This window comes from Flavobacterium orientale, assembly GCF_014638005.1.
GTDB classification, from domain to species: domain Bacteria; phylum Bacteroidota; class Bacteroidia; order Flavobacteriales; family Flavobacteriaceae; genus Flavobacterium; species Flavobacterium orientale.
In genome coordinates, this window is record NZ_BMFG01000001.1 from 374,423 (window position 1) to 393,760 (window position 19,338).

General features: G+C 36.6%; 10 protein-coding genes. 4 read left to right on the forward strand and 6 right to left on the reverse strand.

The features are described 5' to 3' along the window. Nucleotides 1–12: 12 nt before the first annotated feature. Both IEV15_RS01640 and IEV15_RS01645 read right to left on the reverse strand, forming a co-directional pair. Entirely contained in the window at nt 13–972 is a 960-nt protein-coding gene (locus IEV15_RS01640; protein ID WP_188360748.1) for a hypothetical protein, read from the reverse strand. A 468-nt stretch (nt 973–1,440) separates the two neighbouring features. After that, nucleotides 1,441–3,309: a T9SS type A sorting domain-containing protein gene (locus IEV15_RS01645; protein ID WP_188360749.1), complete on the reverse strand. Its 1,869-nt coding sequence runs from the start codon at nt 3,307–3,309 to the stop codon at nt 1,441–1,443. A gap of 687 nt (nt 3,310–3,996) precedes the next feature. Here IEV15_RS01645 and IEV15_RS01650 point away from each other — a divergent pair. Continuing rightward, nucleotides 3,997–4,929: an ABC transporter ATP-binding protein gene (locus tag IEV15_RS01650; protein WP_188360750.1), complete on the forward strand. Its 933-nt coding sequence runs from the start codon at nt 3,997–3,999 to the stop codon at nt 4,927–4,929. Nucleotides 4,930–4,995: 66 nt separating this feature from the next. Here IEV15_RS01650 and IEV15_RS01655 read toward each other — a convergent pair whose 3' ends face one another. Further along, the gene (locus IEV15_RS01655) at nt 4,996–7,398 is read right to left on the reverse strand and encodes a prolyl oligopeptidase family serine peptidase (RefSeq protein ID WP_188360751.1); all 2,403 of its coding nucleotides are present in this window, start codon (nt 7,396–7,398) and stop codon (nt 4,996–4,998) included. An 18-nt stretch (nt 7,399–7,416) separates the two neighbouring features. After that, complete coding sequence (locus tag IEV15_RS01660) at nt 7,417–8,058, reverse strand: hypothetical protein (protein ID WP_188360752.1); 642 nt, start codon at nt 8,056–8,058, stop codon at nt 7,417–7,419. A 191-nt stretch (nt 8,059–8,249) separates the two neighbouring features. Between IEV15_RS01660 and IEV15_RS01665 the strand changes: the two genes are divergently transcribed. Continuing rightward, nucleotides 8,250–9,260: a 3-oxoacyl-ACP synthase III family protein gene (locus tag IEV15_RS01665; protein ID WP_188360753.1), complete on the forward strand. Its 1,011-nt coding sequence runs from the start codon at nt 8,250–8,252 to the stop codon at nt 9,258–9,260. Between the two features lie 66 nt (nt 9,261–9,326). On the opposite strand, the gene IEV15_RS01670 is transcribed toward IEV15_RS01665, so the two are convergent. Beyond that, nucleotides 9,327–11,699, reverse strand: a complete 2,373-nt coding sequence (locus IEV15_RS01670) for a TonB-dependent receptor (protein WP_188360754.1) — start codon at nt 11,697–11,699, stop codon at nt 9,327–9,329. Nucleotides 11,700–11,939: 240 nt separating this feature from the next. Continuing rightward, complete coding sequence (locus tag IEV15_RS01675) at nt 11,940–16,529, reverse strand: T9SS type B sorting domain-containing protein (RefSeq protein WP_188360755.1); 4,590 nt, start codon at nt 16,527–16,529, stop codon at nt 11,940–11,942. Between the two features lie 458 nt (nt 16,530–16,987). Here IEV15_RS01675 and argS point away from each other — a divergent pair, with 458 nt between their 5' ends. Further along, complete coding sequence (gene argS / locus IEV15_RS01680) at nt 16,988–18,766, forward strand: arginine--tRNA ligase (protein ID WP_188360756.1); 1,779 nt, start codon at nt 16,988–16,990, stop codon at nt 18,764–18,766. Between the two features lie 100 nt (nt 18,767–18,866). Further along, the gene (locus IEV15_RS01685) at nt 18,867–19,316 is read left to right on the forward strand and encodes a hypothetical protein (protein ID WP_188360757.1); all 450 of its coding nucleotides are present in this window, start codon (nt 18,867–18,869) and stop codon (nt 19,314–19,316) included. The last annotated feature ends 22 nt before the right edge of the window (nt 19,317–19,338 follow it).

The following is a 19,338-nucleotide window of genomic DNA, read 5'->3' on the forward strand; positions in this document are numbered from 1 at the left end:
CACCGTTTTTTTTCAATATAATGTTGGGTCAGTTATATATATATCTTTTCCACTAAAACTTAAATCTCGATAGAAAACATATTTAGAGTCAACAAAATCAAACCTTATTTCTCTAAAAGCTTTCTTTAAAATCCGTCTGCATTTTTTGTAATCATTATCAAACATTCGTTCCCAAAATCCAATATCGACTTTCATACTTTTTAGTCGTCCTTTTTTATTAAAAGTCAGGCGATAATCATCAAAACAATCTAAATCTGCGGAATTTGGTATTAATCGGTTAAGTTCAAATTCCAAATAATTGTCTATTGTGTCTTTTATGGTTTTTAAATATTCTCTCATTGGCTTATTCTTTTCACGCCATTCAAGTTGTTTTTCAGATAACTTGAACATTGTTATCCAACCATCAATTTTGTAAGATGCTCCTTTAGGTAGTTTATTTGTAAAACTTTCAAATGATGAGTCCAATTCTAAAATATTGGATATCGTGTCTTTCAGATTTTTAATTTCAGTCACATAATTAATACTATCATTTTGATTTTGCGGACAAGTGAAAGTTACACTTGATGTTTTATCTTTTATCTTGTACTTGAACTTTATAGAACCGCAGTCTAGCCAATTGAAATTCCAGTTTGATATTAAACTATCTGTTGGGATTTTATATGACTTTTTGTTTAATATGTACTCTCCAAGTTTTGAGGCTTTTAAGTCTGTGATCTTTATCTTATCAAACACATAATTCGTCGGTTCTGAATTGTAACCGTATTCTGTTTTGACTTCTTTTGTTTCTTGTATAAAATTTGTTATCTGACCAGAAAAACTCTCATTATTTTCTCTATACAAATCAACAATTTGCCCAGATTTAATATAACGGAAATGAAAATCATATTTCGAGTTTTCCAAAGGCAAAAGGTCAAAGTAATATTCGACTTGGATAAATTCTGTTAGATATGTCCAGCCAATATCTTCGTTCAAATTCTTACGTTCCAAATCATCTTGCGAGAATGAATTTAAACTCGTCAAAAGCAAAATTGTTAATATGTAGAATGTTGTTTGTTTCAAATTGCGTAGAACGGGAGTGTTCAACAAATATAACCAACTTTTCCCTCCCTTTCAAAAAATACCCAAGCTTTTTCCTATGTATATCTCTAAAAAACACAAATCAATAACGTTATAATCAATAAACTAAAGAATCAAATAATCTAAAAAACCAAAAAACTAAAAGAACTAAAAAAATCAATAAACTAAAGAATCATAAACTTCCCAAAAACAAACAAAAAGTACCACACCAAAATAAAAATTCAAACAGTAATCCCGCAAAATGGCGAAGACAAAATTTTATTTGCCATGCTAGAAGTAACCCCAATATACTAAACACCAAACCAAAATCGCTACCCTTTCAAAAAAAGATAGCGATTTTAGTACTTGTAAAAGGGATGATATTTAATTTACTAAAAATTTTGTACCAGTTGAAGCCCTATCGTTTAGAATTCTGATGAAATACATGCCCGGACTTAATGAAGCAATAGCTATACTAATCTCTTCATTAATCGGAAGGCTGTTTTGTGAAGATAAAACTCGCTGGCCTAGTTGGTCATAAATTTCATAGCTTATAGGATTTCCGGTAAAATAGTTAGAACGAATGTTGATGACCTCACGACTTGGATTAGGATAAAGCATCAAAGTAGAAGCACTAAAGCTAGAAATTGACAAGAATTCCGTTCCTTCATAGGCTCCTAAAAATGTTTCGGGTGTTGCTCGGAGATTAGAAAGAATGTCTACGGGTACAGCGGCCAAATTAGGGCCTAAATAAGCGTCGCTAGTTACTAGATTCTCATTAAAACTTAAATCACCTGAAGCGGCATTGGTAAAGACTGGTAAGAAATTAACGCTGTTTGAATTGGTTTCAGAAAAGATAATAAAATCGGCTAGATTGTTTGAAAACTGTTCTGTACCGCCAAGTTCTCTACCAATTCCGCCTAAGTAGCCATTCGTACCATCTGCAAACAAGTTGTTGTTATTTGAAATTAAAAAGCCACGAGTGGTATTACCATCTACTAGTGCATAGGATTTATAAGGGGAAGTCGAAGCTGAAATTCGGTTGACAATAATATTATTGAACACTTCGGCGGGAAATTGTCCTGTAGAACCGCCCGATAAATTCACCCCCGCAGTGCTGTAAGTTACAGGATTCTCTAAGTCTAAATAAACCGAATTATGTAAAACTCTCGCCAAACCATTGTTGCCTGATTGGCTAAAAATCCAAATCCCGGTAATGGTGAAACTTGGGTCTGTTGTAGAGGCTACAAAGTTACTTCTTTTGAGTCCTGATATCTTGTTGTTAGTAATTAAAGTAGTTTCTCCCAGAAAGGTGCTGGATCTAATACCAAACACCAAACCATTAGAACCCTCATATTCAATATTGTTAATAAAATTTCCACTGACTATGCCGGAACAGGAATCCAAGCTAATTCCTGCGGTGGATACAGGAAGTGCAGGAGCTGAATTAAAATTTTGAATACTTTGGATTACGTTATTATTAATAACCATATTGCGTCCCCCCAGAGCATTGATGGCCAAAGCTCCGCTACTTAAATCATGTCCCAAACTTAAATTGGCTCCAAAGGTAGAGTTGATTACTTGGTTGTTGAAATCAGATTGTGTGATTTGACCAAATAAATTGGCAGCACATCTAAACTGAATACCCCAAGAGGCATTATCTACGCTAATGTTGTCAATAATATTATTACTGTTAGAAGCCGCTACCGATTGAGCTAAGGAAGAGAAAAAGATTCCACGCGTAGCAACAATAGGTCTTGCACCGTTCGCTCCTAACGTAATGGCTGTGTTTTTTATGATGTTGTGGGTGCATCCCACTGTAGCAGACCCCTGAAAGTAAATACCATATTCAATTACTGCAGTAGTGGTACTAACATCAACAAGCGTTAAACCATCAAAAGTAATATAACTTAAGGAATTGATTCTAATTAAGGCGTCGTTGTTGGCACTGGTACCTATAGCTTCGATTGTTACCGTTCCGGGTGTAGCCATAAAAGTAAGTCGATTGTTTTCCGCAAGTCCGCTAATGTTTTCTAAGACAAAATTTTCGCTATAAACACCCGGTTGTATACTAAAGGTAACGCCGCCTTGACCTACTCCTTCAGTTTGCAATTCGGATATCGCTGCCGCAAAGGTTGCATAATCTGCTCCATTGGGTCCAATGGTAAGGGTTCCCGTGAGTGCTTGTGCCGTGAGTGAATTAGAACTCAAAAAGACGAATAGCAATGTTATCACTTGGTAAATTTTCTTCATGATATTAAATTTTATGATTTAAGGCAAATTAGTTCTTTACTGCCCAAATTCAGTTAAATTGAATTTAAAAAATGTTAAGAAAAAACCAATTAACTTTTGTTGAGCGTTGCACATCCTAACCTTTTTGTCATCAATCATCAATAAAATCACCATCAGCCTTACACCAATTTTATTATCCACATCTCCTCTATCATCCGGAGTGGTGTCGAAGACGAAATTTTATCCCGCCGCGGTGGAAGGAACCTCCTGCGTAGCAGGCAACAACTCACAACACCAAAATCAATCTGCTTCCAAGCCCATTCAATTCGTTCCAAAGCCCATCCAATTCGTTCACAAGCCCATCCAATTCGCTCGCAAGCCCATCCAATTCGCTTCCAAGCCCATTCGATTCGCTCACAAGCCGATGCAATTCGTTTGCAAGCCCATTCGATTCGCTCTAAAGCCCATCCAATTCGCTTCCAAGCCCAATCGATTCGTTCACAAGCCCAATCAATTCGCCACCAACCAAAATCTAAATCACCCCAACCACCTCAAAATCCCCCCAATCCGAAGCCAATAAAACAACACCTCCCCAAAACCGACAACCGACAACTGACAACAGATAACAGACAACCGACAACAGAAACCAGACAACCGCCATCCAATCCAAAAAAACGTTAAATTTGCACCAAACCACACCAACAACACATGTTAAAAGTCAATAACGCCACATTCTCCTACCAAAAAGAACCCGTCATCAAACAAATCAGCTTTGAACTACCCAAAGCACAAAACCTCGCCATCATAGGAGAAAGCGGCTGCGGCAAAAGCACCCTCCTCAAACTCCTATACGGCCTCCACGACCTCGATAACGGAACCATCTTTTGGAAAGAAACTCAAGTGCAAGGCCCAAAATTCCACCTCATCCCCGGAATGCCTTTCATGAAATACCTCGCACAAGACTTTGATTTAATGCCCTTCATCACCGTAGCCGAAAACGTCGGCAAATACCTCTCTAATTTCTACCCCGAAGAAAAAAAGCAACGCATCGCAGAGCTTCTCGAAATAGTAGAAATGACCTCGTATGCCAACATAAAAGCAAAATACCTCAGCGGTGGCCAAATGCAACGCGTAGCCCTCGCAAGAGTACTAGCCCTAGAACCTGAAGTCCTCCTCCTCGACGAACCCTTCAGCCACATCGACAACTTCAGAAAAAACAGCCTCCGCAGAAAGCTATTCGCCTACCTAAAACAAAAAGAAATCACCACCATAGTCGCCACCCACGACAGCACTGACGTACTCTCTTTCGCCGATGAAGTCCTCGTCATGCAAAACGGTGCAGTCGCCACCACAGGTCAACCCAAAGACCTCTACAACAACCCAACCGATATATACACCGCCTCCCTCTTTGGCGATATAAACGAAATACCAGGCAAGTATTTGAAGGAAGAAAACACACAATTGCTTTACCCACACCAATTGCAAATCGTAGCAAACGCTCCTTTGAAAGTTACCGTAACCGTAGCCTACTTCCGAGGCAACCACTACCTCATCGAAGCCACTTACCCCGACGGAATCCTCTATTTTGAAAATGACACACACCTAACCGAAGGCACCACTATCCATTTATCCAAAAAATAAACCCCGAAATCTCTCGACTTCGGGGCTAATTTTATTTCCCATTACCCATTACCAATCACCCATCACCTACTTCAGATACTTCTCCAAAAACTGATCCTGTTCCCAAAGCAAATGCAGAATGTTATCCTTCGCAGCATAACCATGCGATTCTTTAGGTAAAATAACCATACGAACGGGAGCTCCAAGGTTTTTCAACGCCTGAAAGTAACGTTCCGTTTGCAAAGTAAACGTCCCCGGATTGTTATCCGCTTCGCCATGTGTTAAAAGCATCGGTGTTTTCATCTTATGAGCATTCATAAATGGCGACATGCCGTTATAAATCTGTGGCACATCCCAGTAATTACGTTGCTCACTTTGAAATCCAAAAGGTGTAAGTGTTCGGTTGTAAGCTCCACTTCTGGCAATACCACAAGCAAACAAATTTGAATGTGTCAACAAGTTAGCCGTCATAAACGCACCATAGGAATGACCACCAACACCCACTTTATTTCTGTTGATGTACCCTAATTTATCTACCGCATCAATAGCAGCTTCTGCATTGGCAACCAACTGTTCGATAAAGTTATCATTCGGTTCTGTTTCACCTTCACCAACAATAGGGAAGGAGGCATCATCCAAAACAGCATAACCTCTCGTTACCCAAAACACAAACGAACCATAATACGGAAACGTAAACGAATTCGGATTCGCACTCGATTGACCTGCCGTACTCTTATCTTTAAACTCTCTTGGGTAAGCCCAAATCAATAAAGGTAGTTTCTCTTTCTTAGTTTTATCATAACCTGCCGGTAAATACAATGTCCCCGACAACTCAACGCCATCTTTACGTTTGTAGTTAATCACTTCTTTGTGTACGTTCTTCAAGCTCTCAAAAGGGTTCTTGAAATTTGTGATTTGCGTCAGTTTGTTTTTCGCTTTTATATTTCTGATATAATAGTTGGGATATTCATTTTTAGATTGAATCATCACTAAAACATCCCCTGATTTTGCATTTATAATGGAATACAAATCCTCTTTCTTATCCTTCAAATTCGATTGATATACTCTTTTTGTCTGAAGTGTTTTAAAGTTCAACTCATCGATAAAAGGAAACTGACCTTCTTTGGTAAATCCTTCTCCAATTAAGTGAGCAACATCATTTTCGATAGCAATAACATTTCGGCCAAACTCATTTCTTTTCGTTTCAAAATCTCCCGGATCGGAGTAGATATCCTGATAGTTTCTATCGGCCATCACTTTAGGCTCTTGACTCGGATTGGAAGGATTGATTAGATAAGCTTTGCTGTTTCTTGTGTCATACCACTGGTCAGAAACGATGGCTCTGGTGGCATCACCCCATTGGATTCCGGCAAAACGTTGTTGTGTTTTTACCAATGATTTTGGTGCTGCAGTAAAGGGAGCATCCCACAAGAAAACTTCATCCCTGTAGTCCACTTTTACATTTTGATCACCTTCGTCCAAAGCTTCCACATAAACAAGTGTAGCGGGTTTGTCTGCTCGCCAAGTCATACTTCTTTTTCCTTTTCGGGTAGAAGAAAATCCTTTTGGCATGATTTCAATTAAGGGCACACTATTTACTTCACGAACCAATTTTCCACTCGCATCATAAACAGACGATTGTTGAGGAAATCGATTCAGAGGAACGATATATGAAAAAGGTTTTTCAAGTGTCGTAATCATAACGTAATTACCGTCAGGTGAAAAACTCTCTCCGGCATACATAGCTGCACCTTTAAAAAGTTCCGCTTTTCCGGATAAGGAATATTTGTAAAGTTCAGACGTTACAATTGTTTCAAAATTCTTTTCATCCATCGGATTTTTTAACAAATCCTGATAGGTTCTGTTTTGCGAAACTGAACCATCTCCAACAGAAACTATTGGTCCGGTTGGAAGGTTTTTCTTCTCGTCCAATAAAGCCGGTCTGTTTTTAGGCAACACGCGAACTAGTAAATGCTCACTATCTTTAAACCAACTGTATGGACTTCCCATGTTGGCGTTTAAGTTAGCATCAGTTACTTTAGAGGCTTTTGCTGTAGCTAAATCAATAACCCAAAGTTCAACTCCGGTAGCAGTAGTATTTGAAAAAGCCATCTTTTTCTCGTCAGGCGACATCGCATAATTACTGATTTTTGGATTGTCAGGTAAACCGCTAACTTGCGTTTCAACTTTATCAGTAATCTTTCTGATTTTTACATTGTTGATGTAAGTTACAGTACTTGAAATATTCGTAATCGGGTTAATTCGAAGTCCACCCAAACGCATTTCTTCCTGACTTAATTCATCAAGTGTTTTGTAAGTGTTTCGGTAACTCAAAATCATGAGCTGTTTCTTGCTGTCCATGTTCACAGAAGGAGCACGTTCGTAATCAGCTAAATCGAGAATTTCTTTAGGTGGTTTTTGATAGGAAATGTTTTCTTGTGCAGAAACCATAAATCCTACCAACAAAAATAAGTAAAGGTTAGTTTTCATATAGTCAGTTAATTGGTTTTATTCTTGTATAACAATCAGTGAGGCTTTTACACCGGTAGCTAAATTCCAAATATTACCCATGATTTCGTTCCCGTTTTCATCAATAATTTTAAATTCAGCTGTGTTGGGTCCTGAAGTACCTTGATTTAAGGCCATGAATTCAATCTTATTAAATCCTGGTACTAAATCCACATATATTTCCTTGAAACCACCAACGAGGTGAATGTCATTGGCAATAATGTTATCATTTTGATATATTCGAACACGGTCTCCATCCACATACTCATGGTCGCGACAAAGTATTCTCAGTTTCTTGTGCTTGGTTTTGTAATCACCAAAATATTGACTTTTCTTGTAAGCTTCACTCGATTCTGAATCTTTCTCTAGCCATTTGGGATTATAAGAATGATCGGGTTTAATAAAGTTATCTTGTTGGGTCATGTCCGGCTTTTTCTCTTGAATTAAAGGCTCGGGAGTTGGGTCTTCCCCAATTTTATATTTAGGAGAAAATTTAATTCCACCATCAAAAGGGGTATTCGTTTTTGGAGCAATAGGAGAATCAACAGCTCCAAACTTTGGAGGGCGAACGGAACCATCCAGTTGAGCATAAGTGAAATGACTCAATAGAATAAAAATAAAAATGGTAAGAAGTTGACGCATTGGATTTTATTTTTTCAAAAATAAGCATAAACCGTGCTACATTTTCTTAAAGGAACGCTAATTCCTTAAAAATTTTATAAAGTTGTTATGTAGAGTTAGAAATTAGTAAATTCTAAATTTATCATAAGTTATAGCAGTATATTTTATAAGATTGTTAAATTTGTTATTCAAAAATTAATAATACTCTCACTATGTATCATTCAAAAATTTCCGGTTTAGGTTTCTATGTGCCTGAAAATGTGGTTACAAATGATGATTTGTCACAACGAATTGAAACCAATGACGAATGGATTCAAGAGCGAACCGGTATCAAAGAACGCAGACATGTTGTAAAAGGCGACGGCAATACTACTACTACCATGGGAGTTAAAGCGGCTGAAATTGCTATAGAACGTTCGGGTGTTGCTAAAGAAGACATCGATTTTGTCATCTTCGCTACCTTAAGTCCGGATTATTATTTTCCTGGTCCCGGTGTTTTAGTGCAACGTGACTTGGGTTTGCGAACTGTCGGTGCGTTGGATATCAGAAACCAATGTTCCGGTTTTGTTTATGCTTTGTCTATCGCAGATCAATATATTAAAACAGGAATGTATAAAAACATTTTGATAGTTGGTTCGGAATTGCATTCCTATGGATTGGATATGACCACAAGAGGTAGAGGTGTTTCTGTAATTTTTGGTGATGGGGCAGGAGCTGCCGTTATTTCCAGAGAGGTCGATGTGAACAAAGGGATTTTATCCACCCATTTACATTCAGAAGGACAACATGCCGAAGAACTTGCGGTTATTGCTCCGGGAATGGGTAAACGTTGGGTGACAGACATCATCAAAGACAACGACCCAAACGACGAAAGTTTTTTCCCTTATATGAACGGACAATATGTTTTTAAACATGCCGTAGTTCGATTTAGTGAAGTGATCAATGAAGGATTACAAGCCAATAATTTGAATGTTTCCGATATTAATATGTTGATTCCGCATCAAGCGAATTTGAGAATCTCACAATTTATTCAACAAAAATTTAAACTGTCAGACGATCAAGTTTATAACAACATTCAAAAATACGGAAATACTACAGCAGCTTCCATTCCGATCGCTTTAACCGAAGCTTGGGAAAAAGGTAAAATTAAATCAGGAGATTTAGTTGTTTTAGCCGCTTTTGGTAGCGGATTCACCTGGGGGAGCGTAATTATTAGATGGTAAATACTAATCACTAGTTACTAATTACTATAAAAAAGGTTGTCCATTTCAGACAACCTTTTTTTATTTTTAAAACAGCCCACCTCCTTGGGTTTCGTTTTTATCTCTTTGCTTGCGTTGCATCGCTCTGTTTTTTCCGGAGCCGAAACGGTAGTTAAATGTAACATTCAACATGCGGCTTTCCCAACGGAACTGTCCATCAACTTGATCAGGATTTTCACCATAAAAACGAGCTCTCATTTTATTGAAAAGGTCATTGTATCGCACACTAATAGAACCTTGATTGTTTAAGATATTGTATCGTACGCCTAAATCAGTACGCCACATGTCTCTACTGTTAAACTGTAAATCATCAACGGCACTGCGATACATACTAAACCAAGTGATTCTAAAATCTTTGGTCACATTAAAATCATGATTCATTCGGGCATTGAATGGCACAGATAAAACGGATTTTTCAACTAAATCTCTATCAATATTTTCTACAAAACCGGTTACGTTTCTGAAATAAGCGTCAACTCCAAAGTTAGTACTCCACCATTTTTTAAATTTTAAATTCCCCGATGTTTCAATACCATATTGAGTAGTATTACTGAAATTAGCGAAAGTCATTAACTTTTTGTTTTCGTCATACGGACTTTGGATGAAAACCTGAGTGATAGGATCATTTACAAGTCGGAAAAACACACCCGAAGTTATGGAACCAATTTTGGTAGAACGAGTATAATTTAACTCAACGGAATTGGTAAATTGAGGGGTTAAATTCGGATTACCTTCTTGGTCAATAGTTGGACTACTCCATTCTCTGATAGGATTCACTTGATTTAAGTTTGGTCTGTCAACTCTTCTCGAAAAACTCAAATTAAAATTGTCTTTTTCAGTATAAGCATACGTTAGAAAGGCGGAAGGATAAATTGTAAAGATGTAATCTTTAAATTGCCCGTCTTGATCATCAACTCTTCTAAAATTGGCTTCCACGTCAAAGCTTTCTAAACGAACTCCGGCTTGATAGCCCCATTTTCCTGATTGTTTGCCTAAGTTAACATAGGCACTTTGAATGGATCGCTTGTAATCAAAATCAGAAAAGTAAGTTAAGTCACGATCAAACTGGTTGTCAGTTCCGTCAAATCGGCTTTCTAATCCTAATTCTAATTTTGTGGTTTCAGTTATTGGATTTACAAAGTCTACATTGATGATTACATTTTTGCCAAGAGTTTCTACTTGATTGGTTTGTAATAAATTGTTATTTCCATCAAAAAATCGACTGTCTTCATCTCTATCATTTTTATTGAAATTTATTTCCGCCTCAAATGTTTTTTGAGGTTTTTCAAATTCGTGTTTATAACCTAAATTATAGACTTGATTTCTGTTAGTGTTTTTAGAATCAAACAATTGTGTTATGTCTGGATTTACGCCTGAAAAAAAGTTTACGGTGTTATTAAAAATACCAGCATTTGAATTGAAATTTTGATTGGTGAAAAAGGAAATCGTATTTTTTTCATCCAAATAATAATCTACTCCTGCTTTTACAAAGTGATTTTTATTAAAATTGTCAATATAAAAATCGGAACGATTACTTCTGTCTTCATTGGTTAAATCAATAGTATTTAAATAGCCTTCGTTTATTCTTCTTCCATGGTTCATAGAATAGGTGGTATAAAAATTGAATTTATTCACTCTGTAATTTAAATCCAAAGAAGTATTTGCTTTAGGAACTATACCAAAATTTGCTCCGGCATTTACACTTCCGTTGAAACCTAAATTGGAGTTTTTCTTCAAAATGATATTGATAATCCCACTCATTCCTTCCGGATTATATTTAGCGGATGGACTCGTAATTAACTCAATTTGCTTAATGGAGGTTGATGGTATTTGTTGTAAGGCTTGAGATGCCGACATTTGAGATGGTTTACCATCAATAAATATTTGTACATTGTCATTACCTCGTAAAGAAACCGAATTGTTTTGTGAATCAACACTAACCGAAGGAATGTTATTTAAAACATCGGAAGCTGTTGGACCGGCATTGACCAAATCGGGACCAACATTAACTACTTTTCGATCTATTTTTTGTACAAAAGTCGTGCGTTCAGCGGTTACTTCAACCTCTGTCAATTTAGTGGATTCCTCTTCTAAATAAATAGTTTTTAAATTAGTTGTCTTGTTGTCAATGGTAATTTTAGACGTATACGATTTGAAACCTATAAATTGAATTTCAAAATCATAAGTACCATTCGCAATTTTTGTGATGCTAAATTCCCCTTTGTCATCTGTAATTCCCCCCGTTACAATTTGATCATTTGATTTGATGATAATGGAAGCATAAGGAATAGGGGTGTTGGTTGTTTTATCTACCACTTTACCAGTGATTGCTCCTATATTTTCGTTTGAAGCAAATAATTGTACGCACCATAACAGGAGCACTGCGATTTTTAGTTTCATTTTTGTTCGTTTTTTGTTCCGTTAAACGGAGATTGATTGATGATTGATGATTGATGAGGCAAATGTAAAACATATTTACGTACATTGTATAACAAAGTACCTTTTTATATATTATTTAACGTTGCTTTAACATATGTTGATGCTCATAAAATAGTAGACTATAAATGTTGCGATTTGTTACAAACAAAACAAAAAAAAGCCTCCACGTGGGAGGCCATGTCAAAAAATAAAACAACTAAACTATCTTTTCAGAGAAAAGTGTGCTTTGAATTCTTTTGTACTGTTATTTTCTTCATAGGTAACAGTAAACCAATAATCGGTAGAAGGTAGCGGCTGATTGTTGAAAGTACCGTCCCATCCTGCTCCATTAGGGTATATTTGTTTTACTAATTTTCCGTATCGGTCATAAATATAGATAACGGCATTAGTTTGATCTGCTAAATCTTTAATGTTCCAAGTGTCATTAAATCCATCGCCATTTGGCGTAAAGAATTTGGGATAATTAACCACCAATACGTCTTCTGTTGTTGAACCACAACCATTTTTATCTCTTACTGTAACGGTGTGAATTCCTGAGGATACATTGTCAAAAGTTGGACTGTCTTGAAACGGACTGTTGTCTAATTGGTATTCATAATTACCGCCATTACCAACGGCATTAATTGTTATTGAGTTGGTGCTGCTAAAAGCCATACTTACCGTAAAAGTTATAGCTGCCGGTTCAGATTGTAAAACTTCAACTATAGTAGGTTCTGAAGAACAACCGGTGGCTATGTTGGTCGCTACTACAAAATACATTCCGGGAGCCGAAACAGTTAATGTGTTTCCAAATTCACCATTGATTAAGGTTTCATTAAGATACCATTCAAAATTATGGGTGTTGCTCGATAAATTAGTAGCTATTGTATAAGTACTCAATACAACTCCGGTGCCACTTTCCACACAAACATAACCATCCACAGGTGTTGGTTCCGGTAATTGATGAACGATTAAGGTTAAAGGTTTGATATCATAACATTCCGGAGCTAAAGTATTACTAACTCGTATAAATAAATTCTGTAATGTAGTGGCTGTAAATGCATTAGTATTCTCCGTTGCATCTAATAAAGTAGCATGATAACTTACCACAAACTCAGCACCATTTTGTGTGCCCAAAGCAATAGCATCCAGCGTAGTTAAATCGAACGAGGTAATACCGTCATTTACGCCATCTTCATCACAAACACGTCGGTTTCCAACAGGGATGTTGTTAACTACCGGTTGCGGTACGATTGTAATGGTAAACGCGTGTTCATCAGAACAGTTTGGGGTATAATTGCTATTGGCAAAAACATATAAGGTTTGTGATGAGGTAATAACCGTTCCGGCCGCTACCTGACCACCTGTTGCATTCGGTCCTCTGTAATACCTTCCAACTGTTAAGGCTGGTAAAGTATAACTGGAACAAGAGACAACGTCTGCCGGTTCGTCAACATTAAATATATTTAATTGAAAACTTTTTTGATCAAAACAATTAGGTGTTGTTCCTGTTTCTGCATAAACATAAATCAACTGACTTGTTGTTAATTCGGTTCCCGCTGTAAGCATAGTGCCTCCTCCGTTTGTTTCAGTATAATAATTTCCAACAGCCAGTGCTGGTAAAACATATGAATTACAAACTGAAACTGTAGCAACCGGGGCTACTATAGGAGTAGTATTGATAGTAATAGTAAATGAGCTTTCATCAACACACGAAAACGAAGGACGGATTTGGTTCTTTTTATGGATATATAAAGTTTGTGAGGTAGTAATAACAGTACCTGGTGCTACCACAGTTCCAAAACCGTCAGAACCGTTTGGTTCCGTATAATATAAATTGTTTGCTGATAGTGTAGGTAAAACATAACTGTCACACACTACGATATCATCAGAGGAGTCCGCTTGGATATCAAATACATTAACTTGAAAACTAGTTTCTGAAACACATCCGTTGCCGGTAGCATAAATATAAATTAACTGAGATTCAGTAATTACATCACCACCATTTAGTTGTTGACCGGTTCCATTCGGACCTGTATAATAGTTGCCTAGTTCTAAATCAGTTAAAATATAGGTATTACAACCATCAATATCGCCTCTTGCATCAATTTCCGGTTTTTGATTTGGATTAATTTCAAAGCTTACGCCGTGCTCACAACCATCGCCATTATTCAAATAAATAAATAAAGATTGGGCACTCACAATTTCATCGCCCGGGAACAATAGCGTTCCTGTACCATTGGGTCCGGTAAAATAGTTTCCTACAGGGATGGAAGGTAAAATATAGGCTTCACAAGCTGTCGTCACCGCAGGCACTTCTATTACCGGTAATGTGATAGTAATAGTAAAATTAAGGGTGTCTGTACAGTTAGGTTGAGATTGACTTACAGCATAGATATAAATAGTTTGGGTGGAATTAATTTCTGTTCCTGCCGGATAGGCTGTTCCTGTGCCGTTTGGCCCTGAAAAATAACCGCCTATTGGCAATTCAGGTAGTGTATAACTCACACATTCTGTTGTGGAAACCGGAGCATCTAAACCAATGAATACGGTGAAACTGTTTTCTGAAGTACAAATATCGTTGTGAGCATACACAAAAATGGTTTGTGTCGCTGTAATAGCGGTTCCTGCAGGAATACTATTTCCTGCCCCATGTGGAGCATCAAAATAATTTCCAACCGAAAGAGCCGGTAAAATATAAGCACTACAATCAAATACATTTTCAAATGTACCAATCTCAGGGTTCGGTACTATTGCAATTGAATAACCTAAACTGATTTCACAAAAAGGAGCAACTGTTGATAGGAAATAAAAATAAACGTTTTGTGTTTCAGTAATAGCTGTTCCCGGAACAAGTATACTTCCTGCACCATCAGGTTCAGAATAATAATTTCCAAAAGTTAGGGAAGGCAATAAATAGCTTCCGCAATAACTTCCACTTGAAATGGTTAAACTTTCAGGTTTTACAATAGTAACTAAAAAACTACTTTGATTCGGACAAATTGGTGCAACAGTTGAAAGTCTATAAATATAAATTCTTTTGGTTTCTGTAATTACATTTCCGGCAAACAAAGCCTGACCGGTACCATTCGGACCGGTAAAATAATTGCCGTTGCTGATCGTAGGCAATACATAACTGTCGCATACAATTACATCTTCCAAAACATCAACTATTGGTAGGGCATCCACCACAAGATTAACACTTGTTGTAGCAAAACAACTTGGGTCTGTAATGTTTTGGATTCTGATGTATAGGGTTCGGTTTAAAGAGCCAAATACAGGAAATGCTACCGGGTTTAAGCCACTATCCGCTGCGGCTTGTGTTAAGTGATAGGTGATTACATTATATTCTGACGATTGACCATTAAGAACCGTCGGATTGATCAGCGACAAATTAAAATTGGCTCGTGTTGGGTTATTTATTCTCCCACAGGCATGAAAATCTGCAGGTTGATGGGCAACCGGAGGAGGTGTAACTTGAAGCTCAAATGTTTTTACAATAAAACAAGTAGAATTGTTTTTCTGAATTCTAACATAAATGGTTTGATTTCCAGCTGAGGTATAAACAGATGGCAACGGATTGCTGTTTGAAGAAGCATCTTCAGCTGAAGTATGATAAGATACTAAAGTTCCTGTAGGTAAACCTGAAGTAACAACCGGAGTGTTGGAAGCCAAGTTAAACGTATACGAACTTTGTCCTGAATCACATCGGTAAATGTTCTTAGGATCCGGAGTTACAAATTGAGGTTGGTATTGCACAATAATTTCATCAGTGATAGTCTGACAAGGAAAAGCATTGTTGGAATAGGTAACCACATACGTTCCGGCTTGATTGATAACCAAAGAAGCTCCGGTTTCACCAGCCAAAGTGGTGCCGTTACGTTTCCATGTAAAGGTATATTCGTCAGGATTTAATCCTGTAGTTAAAGTATGTGTCGCTCCAAAACATAAACTGGAATTGGATGTGTTTGTTAAATCAGCACCTAATACATTCTGACCAATATTAAAAGCATTGGCAGATAAAAAGATAGCCGAATCTGATTGTGGATCAGCTCTATCAGCAATAACTAATTTAATTTTATAAGAAACCCCGGCAGTCAATACAGCAGAAGCATTTAATACTGTTGTCTGTCCGTTGAAATTGATGGGAGCAGTAGCTGCATTGGAACCACCATTAAAGGATCCGAAAAATTGTGGATTAACTGAAGGACAAGAGGAATTGTATAAAAAGTCTCTAATAGTAACCACAGAAATTGGCGTTGTAGTGGAGGGAACAACAGCTAAATTGGTGGTTACTCCCGTAGCTAAATTGGTAAGCAAAAATGCAAAAGCATCTGAAAATTGACATTGAAAGTTGCCATACTCTTCTGAAGCAAATAAAAAGTCAAAATCAAAATGAGGTGATAAGGCTACAAAGTCAAATTCCAAAACTGTCGCATTTACTGAATTCATAGCAATGCCGGCTGAAGCCAAGACATTTTGTAAATCGGTATCACCCGGCCAATCATTTGAACCATCGTTTAACATGCTGTTGTTGGGACCTTGTGCATTCAACACATCACCTGTTGATAGGATGACACCACTTTGTAATGGAAAATTGGGATTGGTATTTTCAAAATATCCGATTCCGTTAACGGAACCAAAGTTAGTTCCCGTGCTCCAATTAATGTTACTCACTTGTAAACAAGGTGAGTTTACTAAAACATTAGTTACTAACTCGGGTACCGTATGACTGGTTGTAGAAACAGTAATACTTTGTGAAAAACCGGCAATTGAAGCAAGTAAAAGTAGGATTAGAAGTCTAGTTTTCATTGTGAATGATTTTGGGGTGAATAACATCACATTTTTTTTTATTGTTTTGACGTGACAAATAAATGCATAAAAATCGATTAAATGCAAAAAAAGTCGATGAAATGCATAAAAATGAATTAAAAGTAATTTAAGTAGTACAAGTTTGGTGCATTTTGTCGAATTTTTTATTTTCTTTTGTCTGAAAAATCATTAATTAGTATATAGTGTTTCTAATTCGTTGGTTCTAATTCAATTATATGGGTTGAAATTTTCCCGTTCATCATTCCAAACAGAACTTTTTTACGGTTTTTCCCCAATTAATCCATTTTTAGTAAATATCTAGTCTATCCTCTATTTTCCATTCTCTATTCTCAATATTCTAAATTCCATCACTCATCTCCAACTTCAAAAACTTCAACCATTATACATTGTAAGTTTTTGACTTAATGACTATATTTGCCACCCTTAAATAGACCATTATGAATGTTTCTGATATTTTAATTGAACCAATCAAAAAAGCAATAAGCGAATTGTTTGATACAACTATTGATAAAGTTGAATTTCAAGGAACACGCAAAGATTTTGAAGGGGACATTACAGTTGTTATTTTTCCTTTATTAAAAGTGATAAAAGGAAATCCAATGGAGATTGGAAATAAAATTGGCACTTACTTGGTCAATAATGTACCCATTGTTGAAAAATTCAATGTGGTTTCCGGATTTTTAAATGTGGTTATTCACGATGCCTTTTATGTACATTTTTTAAATGAAATTCGAACAGAAGAAAACTTCGGATGTAAAACCACAAATCCCAACGAGAAAGCTGTAATGGTGGAATATTCATCACCAAACACCAACAAACCACTCCATTTGGGGCATATTAGAAATAATTTATTGGGATATTCCGTTGCAGAAATTTTAAAAGCTTCCGGTAAAAAAGTATACAAAACACAAATTATAAACGACAGAGGGATACATATTTGTAAATCAATGTTGGCTTGGAAAAATAGTAGAAGTGGAGAAACGCCGGAATCTACTGGTTTAAAAGGCGATAAGTTAGTTGGAAATTATTATGTGGCTTTCGATAAAAAATACAAATCGGAAATCACGAAGCTAATGAGTGAAGGTCAAACTGAAGAAGAGGCGAAGAAAAATGCTCCTTCTATTCTTGAAGCCCAACAAATGCTTTTAGATTGGGAAGCAGGTAAACCGGATGTAATAGAACTTTGGAAGACCATGAACCAATGGGTGTATGACGGTTTTGAAACAACATACAAAAACTTAGGAGTTGATTTTGATAGTTACTATTACGAAAGTAATACGTATTTATTAGGGAAAGAAGTGGTGCAATACGGACTTGAAAAAGGGATTTTTGAAAAAGATCCCGATGGTTCGGTTTGGATTGATTTAACTGATGATGGATTAGATAGAAAAATTGTACTTCGTTCAGACGGTACAGCTGTCTATATGACACAAGATATTGGCACAGCAATTCAACGGGTTAAAGATTTTCCCGATGTTGGCGGAATGGTGTACACCGTCGGTAACGAACAAGATTACCATTTTAAAGTGCTGTTTTTAATTCTGAAAAAATTAGGTTTTGAATGGGCTTCTCATTTATATCACTTATCCTATGGAATGGTAGAATTACCTTCCGGAAAAATGAAATCAAGAGAGGGTACTGTCGTTGATGCCGATGATTTAATGGCGGAAATGACCGAAACAGCAGCAAAGATTTCACAAGAATTAGGAAAATTAGACGGCTATTCAGAAGAAGAAAAACAACGTTTATATAAAATTATAGGATTGGGAGCTTTAAAATATTTCATGCTGAAAGTAGACCCCAAGAAAAGCATGCTCTTTAATCCCGAAGAATCTGTTGATTTTGCCGGAAATACAGGACCGTTTATTCAATACACCTATGCCAGAATTCAATCAATATTGAGAAAAGCAGATTTTGATTATGCTGACTTTAGTTCAAACATTGTATTGCATCCCAAAGAAAAAGAATTACTAAAACTGATGGCCGCTTATCCTGACCTTATTCAAAGTGCAGCACAACAACACAGTCCGGCCTTGATTGCAAATTATACCTATGAGTTGGTGAAGGAATACAACTCTTTTTATCAATCCGTACCCATCCTTCCTGAAGAAGATTTGAAACTAAAAGTATTCAGAGTACAATTGTCGCAAAAAGTGGGAGAAATTATAAAATCAGCATTTAACTTATTAGGAATTGAAGTGCCTGAACGAATGTAAAAAAAATGTTAAAATCGGAATAACAATAAAAGCAATTTAGCGTTGTTGAAGTAATAGATTTATAGAACTTATAAATAACTTAAATTTAATTACAAACAACATGAAAAAATTAATTTTGTTTCCGCTTTTATGTAGCATTTTTTTGCTTAATGTGGCTTCAATGTGCAGCAGTGATGACGACAACAATTCGTCAAACAATCCCAATATTACTGACGTAAATAATAATGTGGTTAACGGTACCTGGAAAGTGACCTTGTTTTCAGAAGATGGTGCTAACCAAACGTCAAACTATGCGGGATATGATTTTACTTTTGCAGCAAACAATGTTTTAACAGCTGTAAATAGTAGTAATACAATGACAGGATCTTGGACAACCGGAACAGACGATAGTACACCGAAAATGGTTATAAATTTTACGGTTATAAATGGTCCTTTTGAAGAGATAAGTGAAGATTGGAGGATTCTAAGCAGCTCTTCCACAAAATTAGAACTCAAACACATCAGTGGTGGAGATGGAAGTGTTGATTTACTGACTTTTCAAAAAAACTAAAACTAATTGATAGAGTATTGAA